This is a genomic window from Sphingobium lactosutens, assembly GCF_013393185.1.
Classification (GTDB): domain Bacteria; phylum Pseudomonadota; class Alphaproteobacteria; order Sphingomonadales; family Sphingomonadaceae; genus Sphingobium; species Sphingobium lactosutens_A.
Genome location: NZ_QJQX01000080.1, coordinates 64,740 through 79,006 on the forward strand (window position 1 = coordinate 64,740; position 14,267 = coordinate 79,006).

Consider the following 14,267-nt stretch of genomic DNA (forward strand, 5'->3'; position numbering starts at 1 on the left):
TATGCAGGTATGCGACTGCGGCAGTCTTCCGGTCCACATCTACCCTCGCCCTACACCAGCACCAGCCCATCGATCGCCGCCCAGCCATCCGCACCGATGCCGCGCAACATCTTGCGATGCTCTGCCTTCACGCCGCCCAGCGCCATGACGGCGCAGTCCGCCTGCCGCGCCAGCGCCGCGAAGCGCACCCGTCCCAGCGCCGGCGCGCCGGGATGCGATCGGGTGGGGAAGAGTGGCGAGAGCAACAGCATGTCCGCCCCTGCCCGCCTGGCCGTGACGATTTCCCGCCCGTCATGCGCCGGCACGCTGCGGATCATGCTCCGGCGCAACGGCTCCCAACCACGCCCCAAATGTGCGCGCCCATGCCAGCCATCCGCCTTCCACGCCGCTGCGTCGCGCCGGTCGCCTGCCAGGAGCAGCACCAGCCGCCGCCGCCGGGCTATGACGCGAAGCGCCTCGAACAATTCCCGCCCCGCGCGCGCTTCGGTGCGATAGTGGCGAAAGATTATTCCCGCCTGCCCCCTCAGCAGCCGCGCCGCCGCTGCCAGCAGGGCGTCATCCGGCACCCGCTCGTCGGTGATCAGCCAGAGGCCGGGCAGCTTTTTGCGGTGGCGGCGGTGCATGGCCATCCCTATAGCAGCGCGCATGACGACCGCCACTTCTCCTGCCGTGCAGGACGCCGCCCAGCGCCTCGCCACGCTCCGCGACAGCATCGACCGCGCCGCCCGCCTGACGCAGCGCACCGCCGACGATATCCGCCTGATCGCCGTGTCCAAGACGCATGACGCCGACGCCATCCGCCCGCTGATCGAGGCCGGGCAGCGCGCCTTCGGCGAGAATCGCGTGCAGGAAAGTCAGGAAAAATGGCCGACACTGCGCGAGGAGCAGGCCGACATCGAACTGCATCTGGTCGGGCAACTCCAGTCCAACAAGGCGGCCGAGGCGGTCGCTTTGTTCGACGTCATCCATGGGCTGGACCGGCCTTCGCTGCTGACCGCGCTGGCCAAGGCGATGGATGCGGCAGGCAAGCGCCTCCCCTGCTTCATTCAGGTCAATATCGGTGCGGAGGAGCAGAAGGGCGGCTGCGCCATCGCCGATACCCCCGCGCTGATCGCCGCCGCACGCGATGCCGATATTCCGCTGCTGGGTCTGATGTGTGTGCCCCCGGCCGAAATAGAGGCCGCGCCCTTCTTCGCGCTGCTGGCGAAGATGGCGCGGGAGGAAGGCCTGCCGCGTCTCTCCATGGGCATGTCGGGCGATTATGAAACGGCGATCATGCTGGGCGCGACCGACATTCGCGTCGGCACCGCCCTGTTCGGGGAAAGGCCTTCCCCCGCTCGACCCGTACCGGCGAGCGGGAGAGGGATGCTCAGAAACTCCCGCGCAAAGTGACGCCGTAGGTGCGCGGTTCGGCCAGATAGGCCGAGATGAGCTGGTTCGCCATCGGTGCGCCCAGCGCGAACTGGCCCGTGGTCGATGTCGCCGGGCTGCTCGACTGGAGCGGGCTGGAAAAGGCGACCTGGGTATAATCCTGGTTGAAGATATTCTGGCCCCAGAATTCGACCGCCCAACGCTGGTCCTTGCCGCGAATACCAACGCGGGCGTTCACGATCGCATAACCGTCCTGCCGCTTTTCGGGGAACAGGTCGGAGCCGGTATTATAATCGCTGGTCATGCGACCATCGACATAGAAGAGCGCGGACAGACCCGATGATCCGATCTCCGGCGTCCAGGCGACGCTGGCGGTGGTGACGGCCGTGGGCGCGTTGCTGTTGATCGAACCGGGCAGCAGGAACAATGCCGGGTCGAGCGGCACGCTGCCGTCGCTGCTGCCGACCAGACGGTTGGCGAATTTGGCGCGGGCATAGGTGAAGCCGCCCGACACGCGGAAATTGCGCGCCGGCGTCGCCGACAGTTCCAGTTCCACGCCCTGGCTGATCAGGCCCGGCCCGACATCGCCGCTGTCACAGGTCCGCGCGGCGCTCAGCGCGCTGTCGCAGCCATTGATATTCTGCACGACGAAGCTGGTGCCGTTGAAGGTGTTGAGCTGGAAATTCTTGAACTCCTGCCGGAAGGCGGCGATGTTCGCGCTCCATTTGGGCTGGCTGAATTTCAGGCCCACTTCAAAGGAATCGACCTTTTCCGCCGCGAAGCGCAGGCTGGTGACATCGGCATTGCTACGCGGCGCGAACACGGCGGGAATGGCGTTCAGGCCCGTCGATCCCAGCTGGAACCGGTCGAGATTGTAGCCGCCCGCCTTATAGCCCTTCGAATAGCTGCCATAAAGCAGCAGATCGTCGATCGGCTTCCAGGACAGCACCGCCGTGCCGGAAAATTCACCGTCGCTGATCTTGTCGTTGAGGTCGAGCGCATTGAGCGTGGTGGAGCCGTTGCCGAGGCAGCCCAGCGTCAGGATGCCGCCGGCCAGCGTCGCCGCGCTGCCCAGCGCCGCGTTGGTCGCGATCCCCGGCAGGGCCGAGGACTGGAGCGCCGCGCAGGTCGCGTTGTTGTTGTTGAAATCGGCCGAGAACCGCTTGGTTTCATGCGTGTAGCGCAGACCCAGGGTCAGATCGAGCCGCTTGGTGATGTTGATGATATTATGGGTGAAGAGCGCCCAATTCTCGCTCTTCTGATGATAGAGCGAGGCGACGTCGCCGGTGCCGGACGGGATCGCCGCCAGCGCGCGCAGCCCGTTGCCAAGGCCCGTCGAGATCGCGCCCGCCTGCGCTGCGGCGACCGCCGGAGGTACGCCGCGCCCGATCAAAGCGGCGGTCAGCCCGGCATTGAGCTGCGCCTGCGTGCCGGTGATCAGCGGCTGAGTGGCAAGGCCGCTGCCGCAGGCCGCCAGTTGCTGCGCCGTGAAGTTGCTATTGACGCTGGCACCGGCCATCAGGCGGCAGGCGGCGAAGCGACCATAATCCGCACCGAAACGGATATTGTCCTGAAGCGTCAGTTTTTCATTGGCGTAATAGCCGCCGACCAGCCAGTCCAGCACCTCGCCAAAGGCCGATCCCTGGAGACGGAGTTCCTGGGTGAAGGTCTTGAACTGGCGGTAGGTGTTGGGATCGCGATAGAGCAGGTCGGCGCGATTATAGTCATAATCGCCATAGTCTCGGGATTTATAGTCGCGATAGGCGGTAATGCTGGTCAGCGTCGCGCCGCCGAAATCATAATTGACCTCGCCAGACACGCCCCAGTCCTTCAGCTTGCTCACATAGTCGCGGCCCGGCGTGATGCTGAGTTCGCGGTCATAGGGGTCGGCGGCTATGGTGCTGCCCTGCCCCGCCAGGATCGCCGCGATCCGGTTGAAGGGCGCAGTCGTATAGCCTCCACCGGCCGCCGGACGCCGTTCGCGCGCCTCGATATAGGCCGCGCCGCAGCAGCTTTCGTCGCGATTAGTATAGTCGCCGATCAAGCGGATGGAGAGCGCGTCGTTCGGCTCGATCAGCGCCTGTCCGCGCAGGAAATAGCGGTCGCGATCATTGGTATCGCCGACCTTCGCGCCGGTCGCGTCGACCAGCTTGTAAAAACCGTCGCGCTTGCTCCACACGCCGTCCAGCGCCAGCGCGATGCCGTCGGCCACGGGTCCGGTGACGCGGCCCGACAGGCGCCAATAGTCGTAATTGCCGTAGGTGACTTCGCCCTTGGCGTGGAAGGTGTTTTCCGGCGCCTTGCTGATGATGTTGATGAGGCCCGCCGATGCATTGCGGCCGAACAGCGTGCCCTGCGGCCCGCGCAGCACCTCGACCCGCTCGATCTCGCCCAGTTCGTTAAGGCCCGCGCCGGTGCGCGAGCGATAGACGCCGTCGATGAACACCGCCACCGAACTTTCCAGTCCCGGATTGTCGCCCACCGTGCCGATGCCGCGGATACGGGCCGAGGCATTGGCTTCGGACCCGGTCGAGGACACGAGCAACGAGGGGGCCAGCTGGTTCAGCGTGCGGATGTCGCTGGCGCCGCTATTCTGCATCGCATGTGCGCCGACGGCCGATACGGCGATCGGGACATCGGACAGGGGGCTTGCGCGACGGGTGGCGGTCACGATGATGTCGGCGCCCGGTTCCTCCGCGGCGGCCTGCGGTGCGGCATCGTCCTGCGCGAATGCAGGCGCTGCCAAGCCCAGTGCGGCAGCGCAAACGGTCGTCAGCCAGAGACTCTTGTCTGTCATGATGGTTCGATCCTCTCCTGGCCCGCGCAACTTTCTGTCGCTTCGGGATGTGGGTGATTATGCTGCCACAGCAGGCACAAGGCAAGATAGCCCCGTTTTTCAGCGCTTTCCAATTGGTGAAGCGGCCAGAAAATCATCATCTGTTGCCTAACAGCAACAGGTTAATTTCCGGTTTCCGTAGCGTCGGATTACGATAAGGGAAAGCGCAGCAGCCGGTCCGCGACCGGCACGAGGGCGGCCGCATCCGGCCCCACCACACGGCGAATCTCCCCATTACCCGCATCCAGTCCCCCTGTCAGCGCGCCGAGCGCAGGCAGAATCAGCTTGGTCGCCGATCCCACGAAACAGCGTCGCGACACATGCCGTCCACGCAAGGACAGGCGCAGCTTGGGGTGGAAATGACCGGAAATTTCAGGTCTGGGATCGCCCGGCTCGGCCTCATGCCGCAACCAGATCCCCTCGACCTCCGCCTCCGTCACGCGCCTCCCCCCCGGCATGATCGTGACACCGGCATCATGATTACCGGTTATCCAGGTCCAGTCCAGCCTTTCCGTAAGGGAAATCAAACGATTCCGCGCTTTTGCGTCGAGCCGAGCGGCGCCGTCGCTGTCATGGAAGCTGTCGCCCAGCGAAAATACTGCGCGCGCACCGGTGCGTGCCACCAGCGCCTCGATCACGTCCAGCGTCGCCTGGCTGTCATGCGGGGGCAGGAACTGGCCGAAGCGGGCGTACCAGCTCGCCTTTTCGAAATGCAGGTCGGCCACCAGCAAAGCGCCCCGGTCCGGCCAAAAGAGCGCGGCCTCGGGCAGCGCCAGAAAATCATGACCTGCGAACGAAAGGGGAACCATGGCCTGCCTATGCGCCTGTCCGGCCCGGCTTTCAAGAGGCCGGCCAAGCGACTATAGGGTCCGCCATGTCCTACACCGTCGCTGCCCTCTACCATTTCACCCATTTTGCCGATCCGCAGGCTGTCGCTGCCGACCTGAAGGCGCTGTGCGCCGACCTTGGCACCTGCGGCACGCTGATCGTGGCGGGTGAAGGGATTAACGGGACGGTCGCGGGCGAGGCCGACGCCATCGCCGCCCTGATCGCCCATGTCCGCGCCCTGCCCGGCTGCGCCGATACGGACGTCAAATATGCGCAGGCCCATGAAGCCCCCTTCGCCCGGATGAAGATCAAGGTGAAAGCGGAAATCGTGACGCTGGGCGCGGGCGACCTCGACCCCGCCAACCGGGCGGGCACCCATCTCGACCCGGCCGACTGGAACGCGCTGATCGCAGATCCTGACACGGTCATCATCGACACCCGCAACGCCTATGAGGTCGCCTGCGGCACGTTCGAAAATGCGATCGACCCGGCGACCCGATCCTTCCGCGAATTTCCCAGCTGGTTCGACGATTTCGCCGCCGACCTGAAGGCGCAGGGCCGCACGCCGAAGATCGCCATGTTCTGCACCGGCGGCATACGCTGCGAGAAATCGACCGCGCTGGTGAAGGCGCGCGGTTTCGACGATGTCTATCACCTCAAGGGCGGCATCCTGCGCTATCTGGAGGAAATGCCGCAAGCCGACAGCCGCTGGCAGGGCGACTGCTATGTCTTCGACGAGCGGGTGACGGTGGGCCATGGTCTGAAGCCTGGCGACTACACCACCTGCCGCGGCTGCGGCCTGCCCCACCCGCGCGAAGCGGAGCATGATTGCCCCGGCGACGAACTGGGCGCCTGGCCGCATCGGGGCTGAGGGGTGCAGATAATTCGCCGCACATACGAGATAGCCCGTGACCACTGACAGCGAACAAAAAAGGGGAAAATGATGACCGCGCCAATTTCAACTGATGAGCGCCGTGAGCATTTTGCTTATTGCGTTCAACTATTTGGTGGGACCACGGCTTTCTCGCGGCGCCTTGGCATAGACGAGCGGGCCATCCGCCGTTTCATCAATGGTGAGCGGCCTCTTGGGGACGGGCTGCTGGAAGATACCGCCAAGGCATTGCGCCTGCTCATCGCTGAAGCGACCAAGGCGGACGAACAGATTACGGCCATCTTGCGCGATTCACCGACCGATCCGTCATAGAGTTCCGCTTATCCCTCGCGGTCAGTGGCGATGGCGCGCCGCTGGCCATTCGAGGAGCGCTCTGGCTCAAGCCGTCGTCTCGACCAGTTCGGCTATCTCGAACACATAGCTTTTCCAGCCGCGCATCTTTGCGCCATCCGCGGCCGGACCTTTCAGCTTCTTCGCTTCGGCGAGGGAGCGGCAATGGCCCCAGAAGACTTCCGTCTTGCCGCTTTCCAGCACGGCGACGATCCGCCAATAATGGGTGAAAGCGTCCGCCGTCGGCCCGATCGTCTTCACATAGCCGTCGGGCATGGTCGCGGTCAGATAGCGTTTCCTGCGTGCCACCCGGCTATCCCCGATAGCGATGCAGGCCCGCGCCATGGACACGCAGCCATTCGCGCGCCGGTCGGGGATCGGCGCCATGAATGCGCCGGTGCGCGGCATGGAAGGCCGGGCTGTGGTCCATGTGCAGCAGATGCGCCAGTTCATGCGCCACGGTCGCGCGCCGGACCTCGGGCGGGCAGAGGATCAGCCGCCAGCTGTAGCGGATCGCCCCCGAAGAGGCGCAACTGCCCCAGCGGCTGCGCGGATCGCCCACGCCGACCGACGCGACGATCAGGCCATGGTCGCGCGCCAGTTCCTGGCTTTCGGTCTCCAGCACCGCCTTCGCCCGCGTCACGAGCCAGCGCCGCACGCGCGCACCGACCGATTCCGCCGCGCCGCCCAGCAGCAACCGGTCGCCTTCCAGACGAATGGTCCGCGTCGCGCCTTCGACCCAGTGGATCGTCACCTCGCGCCCCTCCAGCGGGAAGACCGCGCCATGCGCCAGCGGCGTGATCGCCGGCTGCCTGGCCATCTGGGCGCGAACCCAGCCTTCATGGTCCTGCGCCCAGCCGAGCGCTTTCTTGAGGTTCGCCCGCGCCGGCAGCGACAGGCGCAGTCCGCCCCGCGCGCCGTCGATCGTCAGCCGATAGCTGCGCGCCCGCGCCGACCGCAGCACGCGCACCGGCACGGCGACGCCGTCGACCAGGATCGTAGCCTCGGACTCAAAGTTCGCGGTCGACAAGATGATTTTCCCAGTCGCCCGCGTCCGCCTCCGCCACGGTCCAGCCGCGCACCGACTCCCCGGCGCGATGCACCGCTTCCCGATCGCCGCAGACCAGATAATGCCATTCCGGCAGCGGCAGTCCCTCGCCCCGCAGCCGATAGGCGCAGGTACGCGGCAGCCAGCTGATCTGCTTCACCTTGGTCGGGGTCAGCCGCACGCAGTCGGGCACGAATTTGCGCCGGTCCTTGTAATTGCTGCATTGCCCGCTCTGCCGGTCGAGCAGGCGGCAGGCGACATTGGTGGGGTAGATATGCCCCGTATCTTCATCCTCGGCCTTGTGCAGGCAGCATTTGCCGCAGCCGTCGCACAGCGCCTCCCATTCGGCGCGGTCGAGCTTGTCGAGGGGCTTTTCCCAGAAGTTCGTCACTTGATCCATTTTTCAAGGAAGGCGAGCACCATGTCGGGCGAACCTTCGTCCACGTCCGGCGTGCCCGGATCATCCACCGGGACCAGCGCCACCGGCTTGCCGTCGCCATCGAACAGATAGGGCGTGCGGCTGTGGCTTACCAGATAGTCGGTCGTTCCGCCCGATTTTTCGGGCCCGGCCTTTTCGGGATTGTAGATTACCACGAAATCCTTGGCGACCTTCGCAATCTGCTCCTTCGTGCCGGTGAGGCCGATCAGGCGCGGGTGGAAGGCGGCGACATAGGTCTTGAGTATGGCGGGCGTGTCGCGATCGGGATCGACGCTGATCAGCATCGGCTGCACCTTGGCCGCCAGCGCCGGCTTTGCCTTCTCGAACTTCGCGAAGGCCTGCATGATCCGTTGCAGGTCGACCGGGCACACGTCCGGGCAATAGGTATAGCCGAAATAGACCAGGCGATACTGGCCTTTGAAATCGTCCCAGCGGGTCGGTTTGCCGTCCTGGTTGGTGAGGGTGAAGGGCGCGCCGATCCGGGCGCCGACCAGTTCCCCCTGCGCGCTGTCGGCGCTTGATCCATTGCCCCCCGCGCCCATATTGCAGGCAGCGAGCAGGGCGAGCAGCGGCAAAGCGGCAAGTGCGACGTCTTTGTTCATGGCATGGCCAGCCATGCCTTGCTAGGACGCGATTTGCAATGCAACGGGGCGCGATGATGAAGAAGAGCTATGTTTCCGCTATCCTTGGGTCGATCGCGCTGGCGCTGCTGGCGCCCGGCCCGGCGCAGGCGCAGTTTTCGGACAATTATAATTTCCTGAAGGCGGTGAAGGACAAGGACGGCCAGAAAGTCACCGACCTGATCCAGAAGCCAGGCTCCACCGTCATCAACAGTCGCGACGTCACCACCGGCGAAAATGCGCTGCACATCATCGTCGCGCGCCGCGACGCGACCTGGCTGACCTTCCTGCTGGCCAAGGACGCCAATCCCAACCTGACCGACAATGACGGCAACACGCCGCTGATGGATGCGGTGCAGGGCCGGTTCGAGGAAGGCGTACGTACGCTGCTGGCCTACAAGGCGCAGGTCGACAAGGCCAATGGCAGCGGCGAGACCCCGCTGATCCGCGCGGTCCAGTTGCGCGATGTCGGCATCGTCCGCCTGCTGGTGGCGCAGGGCGCCAATCCCGACAAGCGCGACAGCATCGCCGGCATGTCCGCCCGCGACTATGCCCAGCGCGACAGCCGCACACCCGGCCTCACCGAAGCGCTGGACGCGGCCAAGAGCGTCGCCAAGCCGGCCGGACCGGTGCAGGGTCCGGTGTTCTGAATTCCCGGCGGTCGGGTGCCTTCATCCGCGCCCGGCCCGCACTTCCTCCTCGCTCCACCAGCGCAGATGATGCGCGACGCCGCTTTTCAGTATGCAGGATTCGAGCGCAGCCGCGAGCCGCTCCACCACCCCTGTCGTGTCGACGCGGCCGAGCCAGCTCCACACCCGCGGCTTCGATGGCGCGATGAAGCAGAGATGGCCGTTCGGATGGTCGGGATAGGGACCGCATCCGATCCAGAGTGAAAAGCCGGGATTCGCCAGCACCACGCACCATCCCCAATCCTCGGCTACGATCTTGCGGATGCGATAGCCATGGACCGGCAGCGCGATCGCCAGTTGCCACGCCAGCATCTCGCCCGCCGGCGCTGTGCCCGGCGGATCGCGCAACGCTCCCGATCGAAACTCCAGATGGGACCGCATGCGTCTCCCTGTCTGACCTACCAACCTAATTCGGCAGCATGGTCCGGGTCGCTGAGCGCCGTCAACCGTCGTGCGGCGCGCCGGGCGAAGCGCAGCGTCTCCGCCTTGCGCCGGGCGGCCGCCAGCGGCTCCACCGGCGCGGGGCGCACCAGTTCGGCATCATATTGGTCGGCGACGATCAGCCCGGTGCGGGTCGGCCACAGCGCCTCGCTTTCAAACGGACTGAGATCGAACCCGGCCGGCACCGCCCAGAAGAAACGGTCGCAATAGTCGAAATAATCGGGCCACTTCATGTCGCCCAGCAGGTCGGCGCGGCTGCACTTGATCTCGACGATGGTCAGCCGCCCGGCGCTGTCGATCGCCATGATGTCCGCGCGGCGGCCATTGGGCAGCGGGACTTCCAATATGCCGCTCATATCGTGGCGGAAGAAAAGGCGCAGCGTCCCCCGCGCCACCGCCAGCGCGGTGCCATCGGTCAGCGAGGAACAGGTGTCGGGGGAAGCGGTATCCATGGGCCGATATTAGAACATTATAGGAACAAAAGAAAAGGCCGATTCGGATGTCCGAACCGGCCTTCAGCCAATCGGTGCTGCCACGCCGCCAACGGCGCGGGGCGATATCAGCGATAGAAGATATGGTTGTCGATCGACGCCAGCTTGGTCTTGCCCCAATCGGGCGAGACGCGGCGGGCGTGGAAGAAGAGCGCGCCCTCGGCGCGGCTGTCCCAGCTGTCTTCCATCGCGATCTGGGCGATGGCGACGGCTTCGCGCCAGCTGTCGCTGCCGGTGCGAATCGGCGGCATGCCATGGCCGCGCACGAAGCTGAACTGGCTCGGCTGGTATACGACACCGCACAGGCTGTCAGCGAAGCGACCGGATTTGGCGCGATTGATGATCACGCGCGCGACGGCCAGTTGGCCTTCCAGGCTTTCGCCCTTGGATTCGAAATAGACCGCACCGGCCAGGCACTTCATGTCGCCGTCAAGCTCCTCGGGCGCGCCTTGGGCGTCGACCAGAGCAGCGAGGCTGTTCGCCTGGAAATCGGGGTCGGTCGAAAAACCGTTTGCGCCCTTGGGGGCGGTAGCCAGCGGCTGCGCGACTTCGCGCGGCGCGGCGAACGTGACGGACTTCTGTCCGTTCATGGCTTCGATAGGAAGCGAGGAAGAGGTGACGAGCGTCTCGCTCGCGACCGACATGTCAGAGGCCGAAACCGCTGCGGCAGCGGAGAGGGCAAAGGCTGCGAAGATGGCAGCTTTAAGACGAAAACTCATTCCGGTTCAAAAACGTGCGGTTCTTGGCCTGGGCGTCGCATTAACCCATATTCTTCGCGACGACCGGCCGCCTCCCGTCTGCGTGTTTACCGCACCCGCCCCCCAATGGGCGATTTCGGCAACCTGCGCGTTGGCGTTGGGCGCCTCTGCACGGCTCATGACGGTGAGTCAACGATCAGCAGATCGTTTCAGCGGCGAAGCGTTCCCCTTCCGGGACATCGAGTTCTATCAGCCAAAGGTCCGGGTCCGACCTGCGCCGCCGCGCGATATACTGGTCCAGCGCCTCGGGTCCCTCTTCGGGAGAGGGTCCACAGCGCATCAACGCATAACCGCCGGCAAAGTTCGGCACCCGCTCCAAAAGACCGGTTTCCTGTCCCTTTTCAAGCAGTTGTAGCAGGATTATACCGCTGATCTCATCGCCCTTGGCCAATATGGTGACAAAGCCGCCCACTGCCGCCACGCGGCGGCGCAACGCCCCGACCAGCATCGCGCTGGTCAGCCGTGGATCAGCCGACATATCCGGGGAGCGATGACAGCGGGAATTGCGAGCGCATGAAGGTGCCGGTACCCCGCCCCACTTCCTCGCCGCTGGCGTCGATCAGGCTCGCCTCGGCCACATAGACCCGGCGCTTGCCGCTGATCCAGCGGCCCTCGGCCCGGATGCGTCCCGGACCGATCGGCCGGGTGAAAAGCAGGTTGAAGGCGGTGGTCAGCAAGAAACGGTCGCTGACCAGGCTGTTGGCGGCGTAGAAGGCCGCATCGTCCAGCATTTTGAAATAGACGGTGCCATGCACCGCGCCGGCGGCGTGGAACTGGCTTTCGTCGACATCGAAATCGATGACCGACCGGCCCGGTTCGTCGATCATCAGTTCCGACCGGAACAGCCGGTTGATCGGCGCGGAGCGGTAGAGATTTTCAAGCGCTCGAAAATGCGCGGCCTCGCCACTGGTGGCGGCCGGCGCCTCAGGCTGCGTCACGCGCCTCGCCACCCGCCAGCAGCGCATGCAGCGCCTCGGTCGACCTGGCGCCGCGCAGGCGCGCGACATTATTTTCGTCACGCAGATAGCGGGACACGCGCGCCAGCGTCTTGAGATGCTCGGCCCCGCTGTCCAGCGGCGACAGCAGGGCGAAGACGACATCGACCGCCGCCTCGTCCACCGCATCGAACGGCACCGCCGGTTCAAGCAGCACGACCACGCCGCACATCTTGTCGAGGCCGGCAATCTTCGCATGGGGGATGGCGACACCACCACCGAAACCGGTCGATCCCAGCCGTTCACGTTCGAACAGGGCATCGCCCACCTCGTCGGCGTCCAGTTCATAGGCGCATGCCGCCAGAGCAGCGATTTTCTGGAAAAGCGCCTTCTTGCCGTTCGCCGCCAGCCCCGTCGCGAGCGCTTCGGGCGAAACGATGTCGTTGAAACTAACCATGGTCAATCCGAAATGGCCGAGCCGCGCAGTCGGGTCCTCGCGCGATCCTCCGACAATGAAAGCCCGGCCCCATAAGCTGCCTGCACCCGGAGGTCAAGGCGACGGGGCCGGGCACGCCAGGATCAGCCGCGCGGTTCGACCCAGCCGATCGTGCCGTCATGACGGCGGTAGACCATGTTATAGGCCGATGTGCCGGCGTTGAGGAACAACAACGCATTCGTGTTGCGCAGATCCAGCATCATCACCGCATCGGATACGCTCGCCTCCGGAATGTCGACCCGCGTTTCGGCCACGATCAACGGTGCGTCGATCGGTTCCTCCTCCTCGGCCACGGTGGCGAAGATGGTATAGCCCGCGCCGTCGATATCGTCGACGCTATAGCCATTGACGCGCTGCGCCTCGGCGGCGGCGGCCTGCATGCTGCGATCCTTCAGGCGGCGCATATAGCGGCGAAGCTGCTTTTCGATGCGATCCGATGCCTGTTCGAAGGCCGGATGCGCTTCCTGTGCCTCGCCCGCACCCTTCAGGATCAGGCCGGTCATGACATGACACACGATATCGCAATGGAAGGCGCCATGCGGAGCCGGCCGGAAGGTCACCTGAGCGGAAATCGTGCGGGAAAAATATTTCTCGGCCATCGCTTCGAGCCGGTCGACAACGTGGCGCTTGAGCGCCTCACCCGTTTCGACCTGATGCCCGGAAACACGAATATCCATATGCCTTCTCCTTATTCTTGCCGGGTCGCCGGGAGGACGGCCCGGTTGGCTTGGAACCATGAGGCCGGCAGCGTGCCTGTCGGCCTATGCCTCCTGCAGCCAGAGCGGCTCCTTGAGCGTCGCGACAAACGCTGCATGCCGTTCCAGCTCCTGCGCGCTGGCCGGGAAGGCCCGCGCAGGACGAACAGGGCGAACCAAGGGAGTTTCCATCAGTTCCACCCTGACGATCTCTTTCGCTTCCTCCTGTGCCAGACCCAGGCCGATCTGACGGCCTCCGGTCAACTCGATGTAAAGTTGCGCGAGCAATTCGGCGTCGAGCAGCGCGCCATGTTTGACGCGATGGCTGCGGTCGATGCCATAGCGGGTGCAGAGCGCGTCCAGGCTGTGCTTGGCGCCGGGATGCAGGGTGCGCGCGATGGCGACAGTGTCGATCATGCGGTCCATCGATATGTCGGGATAGCCGCACAGCTTCAATTCGTGATTGAGGAATCCGAAGTCGAAACGCGCATTGTGCGCGACCAGCGGGCTGTCCTCGATAAATTCCAGCAATTCCGCAGCGCCCTTTGCGAACAGGGGCTTGTCGCGCAGAAAGTCCGCCGACAGGCCATGCACCGCGAAAGCAGCTGCCGGCATATCGCGCTCGGGATGATAATAAGCGTGGAAGGTCCGACCACTCGGCACGCGGTTGATGAGTTCGATACAGCCGATTTCGACCAGTCGGTCGCCGGATGCGGGATCGAAGCCCGTCGTTTCGGTATCGAAAATGACTTCGCGCATCGCCCTCTTCATTCGACTCTGTGGGCCAACCCTTATCTGCCTGTCTTCGCGCCAAGGCAAGCGACCAGACGCCTGACCTGTGCGCGGGTCGCGGCAAATGTCGTACCCGTAAAGATGATATGGTCGGCCCGACGCCGCTTTTCAGCATCGGGGGTTTGCAGATGGACGATCTGGCGGAATTTGGCCACCGTCATACCCGGCCGCACCAGGACTCGCTTGCGCTGTTTCCAGGCCGGGGCGCTGACGACGATGACTCCGTCCAGCCGCTTCTGCCCATGCGTCTCGAACAGCAGCGGAATGTCGAGGATCACGAAAGCGCGCGACCGATGCCGGCGCAGGAATATTTCACGCGAATCCCGAACCGCCGGATGGACGATGGCCTCAAGCGCCTTTCGCTCCTGCGGATGGCCGAACACCGCCGCGCCCAGCTTCGCCCGGTCGACGCCCCTGGGTCCGGTCGTACCGGGAAAGCGTGCCTCGATCGCCGGCAGCAGCCGACCGCCCGGTCCTTGCAGCCGATGCACCTCCGCATCGGCATCGAACAGGGCTACGCCTTCACGCCGGAACATCGCCGCGACCGCCGACTTGCCCATGCCGATCGAGCCGGTGAGGCCGTAAACCTTCATCAGTCCGCGGCTC

20 protein-coding genes are annotated in these 14,267 nt (G+C 64.9%); 4 read left to right on the forward strand and 16 right to left on the reverse strand.

Going from position 1 to position 14,267, the window contains the following annotated elements; translation table 11 throughout:
* Positions 1-50 precede the first annotated feature (50 nt).
* Complete coding sequence (locus DM806_RS23085) at positions 51-623, reverse strand: thiamine phosphate synthase (RefSeq protein WP_179045605.1); 573 nt, start codon at positions 621-623, stop codon at positions 51-53.
* A 22-nt stretch (positions 624-645) separates the two neighbouring features.
* Between DM806_RS23085 and DM806_RS23090 the strand changes: the two genes are divergently transcribed.
* Complete coding sequence (locus tag DM806_RS23090; RefSeq protein ID WP_179045502.1) at positions 646-1,392, forward strand: YggS family pyridoxal phosphate-dependent enzyme; 747 nt, start codon at positions 646-648, stop codon at positions 1,390-1,392.
* On the opposite strand, the gene DM806_RS23095 is transcribed toward DM806_RS23090, so the two are convergent.
* Complete coding sequence (locus DM806_RS23095; protein ID WP_179045503.1) at positions 1,370-4,168, reverse strand: TonB-dependent receptor; 2,799 nt, start codon at positions 4,166-4,168, stop codon at positions 1,370-1,372. The genes DM806_RS23090 and DM806_RS23095 overlap by 23 nt on opposite strands.
* 188 nt (positions 4,169-4,356) lie before the next feature.
* Complete coding sequence (gene pdeM, locus DM806_RS23100) at positions 4,357-5,016, reverse strand: ligase-associated DNA damage response endonuclease PdeM (protein ID WP_179045504.1); 660 nt, start codon at positions 5,014-5,016, stop codon at positions 4,357-4,359.
* Positions 5,017-5,081: 65 nt separating this feature from the next.
* On the opposite strand from pdeM, the gene trhO reads away from it, so the two are divergent.
* Together trhO and DM806_RS23110 are read left to right on the forward strand one after the other, a co-directional pair.
* The gene (trhO, locus tag DM806_RS23105) at positions 5,082-5,906 is read left to right on the forward strand and encodes an oxygen-dependent tRNA uridine(34) hydroxylase TrhO (protein ID WP_179045505.1); all 825 of its coding nucleotides are present in this window, start codon (positions 5,082-5,084) and stop codon (positions 5,904-5,906) included.
* Positions 5,907-5,978: 72 nt separating this feature from the next.
* Positions 5,979-6,239, forward strand: coding sequence for a hypothetical protein (locus DM806_RS23110; protein ID WP_179045506.1), 261 nt, complete (start codon positions 5,979-5,981; stop codon positions 6,237-6,239).
* 66 nt (positions 6,240-6,305) lie between these two features.
* On the opposite strand, the gene DM806_RS23115 is transcribed toward DM806_RS23110, so the two are convergent.
* From DM806_RS23115 to DM806_RS23130, 4 genes are read right to left on the reverse strand one after another with little or no spacing between them, the layout of a single operon-like run.
* Positions 6,306-6,566: a hypothetical protein gene (locus tag DM806_RS23115; protein ID WP_179045507.1), complete on the reverse strand. Its 261-nt coding sequence runs from the start codon at positions 6,564-6,566 to the stop codon at positions 6,306-6,308.
* A gap of 4 nt (positions 6,567-6,570) precedes the next feature.
* Positions 6,571-7,287 carry a M48 family metallopeptidase gene (locus tag DM806_RS23120; protein WP_179045508.1) on the reverse strand — a complete coding sequence of 239 codons (717 nt, stop codon included), beginning with the start codon at positions 7,285-7,287 and terminating at the stop codon, positions 6,571-6,573.
* Entirely contained in the window at positions 7,268-7,705 is a 438-nt protein-coding gene (locus DM806_RS23125) for a YcgN family cysteine cluster protein (RefSeq protein ID WP_179045509.1), read from the reverse strand. Before DM806_RS23125 ends, DM806_RS23120 begins: the two co-directional genes overlap by 20 nt.
* A complete protein-coding gene (locus DM806_RS23130) occupies positions 7,693-8,361 on the reverse strand; it encodes an SCO family protein (RefSeq protein WP_179045510.1) in 669 nt (222 codons plus the stop codon). Before DM806_RS23130 ends, DM806_RS23125 begins: the two co-directional genes overlap by 13 nt.
* A 41-nt stretch (positions 8,362-8,402) precedes the next feature.
* Between DM806_RS23130 and DM806_RS23135 the strand changes: the two genes are divergently transcribed.
* Entirely contained in the window at positions 8,403-9,014 is a 612-nt protein-coding gene (locus DM806_RS23135; protein WP_179045511.1) for an ankyrin repeat domain-containing protein, read from the forward strand.
* Between the two features lie 21 nt (positions 9,015-9,035).
* Here the strand turns inward: DM806_RS23135 and DM806_RS23140 are convergent, their stop codons facing one another.
* The 9 genes from DM806_RS23140 to coaE form a co-directional block, all read right to left on the reverse strand.
* Complete coding sequence (locus DM806_RS23140; protein WP_179045512.1) at positions 9,036-9,434, reverse strand: hypothetical protein; 399 nt, start codon at positions 9,432-9,434, stop codon at positions 9,036-9,038.
* A 17-nt stretch (positions 9,435-9,451) separates the two neighbouring features.
* Positions 9,452-9,946 (reverse strand): MmcB family DNA repair protein, encoded by a 495-nt coding sequence (locus DM806_RS23145; protein ID WP_179045513.1) that lies wholly within the window; start codon positions 9,944-9,946, stop codon positions 9,452-9,454.
* A 107-nt stretch (positions 9,947-10,053) separates the two neighbouring features.
* On the reverse strand, positions 10,054-10,704 hold the full coding sequence (locus DM806_RS23150; RefSeq protein WP_179045514.1) for a cell wall hydrolase: 651 nt from the start codon (positions 10,702-10,704) through the stop codon (positions 10,054-10,056).
* A 175-nt stretch (positions 10,705-10,879) separates the two neighbouring features.
* Complete coding sequence (locus DM806_RS23155) at positions 10,880-11,221, reverse strand: DUF1491 family protein (protein WP_256869448.1); 342 nt, start codon at positions 11,219-11,221, stop codon at positions 10,880-10,882.
* Complete coding sequence (locus DM806_RS23160; protein WP_179045515.1) at positions 11,211-11,708, reverse strand: PaaI family thioesterase; 498 nt, start codon at positions 11,706-11,708, stop codon at positions 11,211-11,213. Before DM806_RS23160 ends, DM806_RS23155 begins: the two co-directional genes overlap by 11 nt.
* A complete protein-coding gene (locus DM806_RS23165) occupies positions 11,668-12,135 on the reverse strand; it encodes a PTS sugar transporter subunit IIA (RefSeq protein WP_179045516.1) in 468 nt (155 codons plus the stop codon). The genes DM806_RS23160 and DM806_RS23165 overlap by 41 nt, the downstream gene beginning before the upstream one ends.
* Positions 12,136-12,257: 122 nt before the next feature.
* On the reverse strand, positions 12,258-12,851 hold the full coding sequence (gene hpf / locus DM806_RS23170; protein WP_179045517.1) for a ribosome hibernation-promoting factor, HPF/YfiA family: 594 nt from the start codon (positions 12,849-12,851) through the stop codon (positions 12,258-12,260).
* Positions 12,852-12,935: 84 nt separating this feature from the next.
* Positions 12,936-13,628, reverse strand: a complete 693-nt coding sequence (gene dnaQ, locus DM806_RS23175) for a DNA polymerase III subunit epsilon (protein ID WP_179045518.1) — start codon at positions 13,626-13,628, stop codon at positions 12,936-12,938.
* 32 nt (positions 13,629-13,660) lie between these two features.
* Positions 13,661-14,254, reverse strand: a complete 594-nt coding sequence (gene coaE, locus DM806_RS23180; protein ID WP_179045519.1) for a dephospho-CoA kinase — start codon at positions 14,252-14,254, stop codon at positions 13,661-13,663.
* Positions 14,255-14,267: the final 13 nt, after the last annotated feature.